Below are 2,421 nucleotides of genomic sequence, written 5' to 3'. Positions count from 1 at the left end.
CGGATCGTTCTATGGCGGCAAGTTCCACTACGGCGGGGGCATCGCGTTCTACGGCGATGGCATCGTGCTGCCGCGCATGCCCGCCGGCGGGCCGGTGACCGGCGTTCCGTCGGGCACGCCCACCCTCGGCGCGTTCATCTCGCAGCGAGACGTGCCATGACCGCCCTTGCGCCGGCGGCGCTCGTGTTCGCGCTCGTCTTCGCCGGCCTGTTCGGCCTCGTGATCGGATCGTTCCTCAACGTCGTCGTCTACCGCGTGCCCGCCGGCATCCCGCTGACCCGCGCGAGCCGGTGCCCGTCGTGCGACGAGCCCGTTCGACCATGGCAGAACGTGCCCGTCGTCTCGTGGCTCGCGCTCAAGGGACGCTGCGCGTCGTGCGGCTCACCGATCTCGGCCCGCTATCCGCTCGTCGAGGCGGCGACCGGAGTCGCCTTCGTGGCCGTGACGTGGCTCCTGCTCGCCTCGGCGTCGCAGACCGGGTCGTGGCTGGCGCCCAACGCCCCGTTCTCGGGAGCGACCCTCGTCGTCGTTTTGATCGCCTTCCTGTACCTCGCCGCGATCAGCATCGCGCTGATGCTGATCGACCTCGACACCCACCGTCTGCCGAACGCGATCGTGCTCCCGTCGTACGTGGTCGCCGGGGTCTTGCTGACGCTCGCCTGCCTGCTGGAGGGCGACAACGCCGCCTTCATCCGGTCGGTGGTCGGCGGGATCGCGCTCTATGCGTTCTACTTCGTGCTGCGGCTGATCCGCCCGGCCGGCATGGGCGGCGGCGACGTGACGCTCGCGGGTGTGCTTGGTCTGTACCTCGGTTACGTCGGCTGGGGTGCCCTCATCGTGGGGGCCTTCGCCGCGTTCGTGCTCGGCGGAGTCTTCGGTCTCATCCTCGTCGTCGCCCGGAGGGCCGGCCGCAGGTCGGCCATTCCCTTCGGGCCGTGGATGATCGGCGGCGCGTGGGTGGGAATCGCCGCCGGCGAACCGATCGCCTCGTGGTACCTCGGGCTCGTGGGGCTGGCGTGATGAATCGTTCGGATGCCGCAACGCGGGCGCAGCGTGGATGGGGGGCGTGACCATGGCCAGGACTGTCGTCGGGCTCGAGATCACCGAAGAGAGCGTTCGCGCCGCGGAAGTGACCATCGGCCGTGCACCCGCACTGGTCGCATACGGCGAGGTGCCGCTGCCTCCCGGTGCGGCGAAGGACTCGGAGGTGTTGGATGCGGATGCCGTCGCCCTGGCGCTCCGGCAGCTCTGGAGTCGCACGGGCATCAAGGGCAAGCGGGTCGTGCTGGGCCTCGGCAACCGGCGCATCCTGGTGCGTGAGTACACCACGCGTGCGCTCAAGCCGGAACAGTTGCGCCAGGCACTGCCCTTCCAGGTGCAGGACATCCTTCCCGTGCCCGTCGACCAGGCCGTGCTCGACTTCTACGAGATCGACCGCGGACCGCTCGAGGTCAGCGGGCTGCTGGTGGCGGCCGTGTCGGAGACCGTCGAGCAGCTGATCGCGACGCTGTCGAAGGCGAAGATCGTGGCGGACACCGTGGATCTCGTGCCCTTCGGGCTCGCCCGCGCGGTGCGCGCCCTCGCCTCTCCCGGCGAGACGGTCGCGATGGTGAGCATCGGCGATCACACGAGCTACGTCGTCGTGACCGTGGACGGGGCGCCCCGGTTCGTGCGCATCATTCCGATCGATGTGTCGACGGCTGCCACCCGGGCGCGCGAGGGGGAGGGTGAGGCGGAGCAGATCGAGGAGCGCGTGCTCGAGACCGTTCCTCCCCAGCCGGTGCGCGGTCGGGCGGCCCTCCGGAGCGCCAGCGCCCCCGACGCCCTGGTGGTCGATCTGGTGGCGCGCCTGCGCAGCACGCTGGACTTCTACGGCAACCGCCCCGGCGCCGCGCCCGTCACCACCGTGTTCCTGACCGGCGCAGGTACGGCCGTCTCGGGAGTGATGCCGGCGCTGATGGATGCGCTCGGCGTCGATGTGCGCGTCGTGCTGCCCACGGACCTCGTCTCGAGCAAGCACCCGCCGCTGGGCGATCTGGGCCTCAACCTCGTCAGCACCATCGGTCTCGCGTTGGGTCAGGACCGCTGATGGCACGCGCATCCGCGCCGGCGCTCGCCGGCATTCCCCGCGTCAACCTGATGCCGCGCCTCGAAGTCGAGCGCCGGGAACGCTCTGTACTTGTGAAGCGCTGGTTCGGTGCGGTGATCGGCGCCGTGGTCATCGTGGCTCTCGTGTGCGGGGGCACGTTCTATCTGCGGTGGACAGAGGAACGCCGCGTGGCGGCAGCGCAGGCTCAGACGAGCAGCCTGCTCGGCGAGCTCGCGAGCCTGTCGGAGGTGAGCCAGGCGATCGCGACGGTCGGCGCCCTGGAGACCTTCCGCGCCGAGGCGATGGCGTCCGACATCGGCTGGGCCCCCATC

2 protein-coding genes and 1 pseudogene are annotated in these 2,421 nt (G+C 70.5%); all 3 read left to right on the top strand.

What is annotated here, in order from left to right:
* Window positions 1-156: 156 nt before the first annotated feature.
* Entirely contained in the window at window positions 157-1,020 is an 864-nt protein-coding gene (locus tag VNT50_RS13440) for a prepilin peptidase (protein ID WP_325485615.1), read from the top strand.
* Between the two features lie 52 nt (window positions 1,021-1,072).
* Window positions 1,073-2,089 (top strand): type IV pilus biogenesis protein PilM, encoded by a 1,017-nt coding sequence (gene pilM, locus VNT50_RS13435; RefSeq protein ID WP_325485616.1) that lies wholly within the window; start codon window positions 1,073-1,075, stop codon window positions 2,087-2,089.
* Window positions 2,089-2,421, top strand: a pseudogene (locus VNT50_RS13430) (hypothetical protein); the annotation flags it as partial. The gene pilM and the pseudogene VNT50_RS13430, both read left to right, overlap by 1 nt.

Origin of the sequence: Microbacterium sp. (genome assembly GCF_035554235.1) — a bacterium.
Classification (GTDB): Bacteria; Actinomycetota; Actinomycetes; order Actinomycetales; family Microbacteriaceae; genus Microbacterium.
This window is presented reverse-complemented; position numbering and strand designations above follow the sequence as displayed.

Excerpts from the sequence above, each read along its gene's own strand:
- VNT50_RS13440 (WP_325485615.1), top strand. The coding sequence starts at position 157 with ATGACCGCCCTTGCGCCGGCGGCGCTCGTGTTCGCGCTCGTCTTCGCC.
- pilM (WP_325485616.1), top strand. The coding sequence starts at position 1,073 with ATGGCCAGGACTGTCGTCGGGCTCGAGATCACCGAAGAGAGCGTTCGC.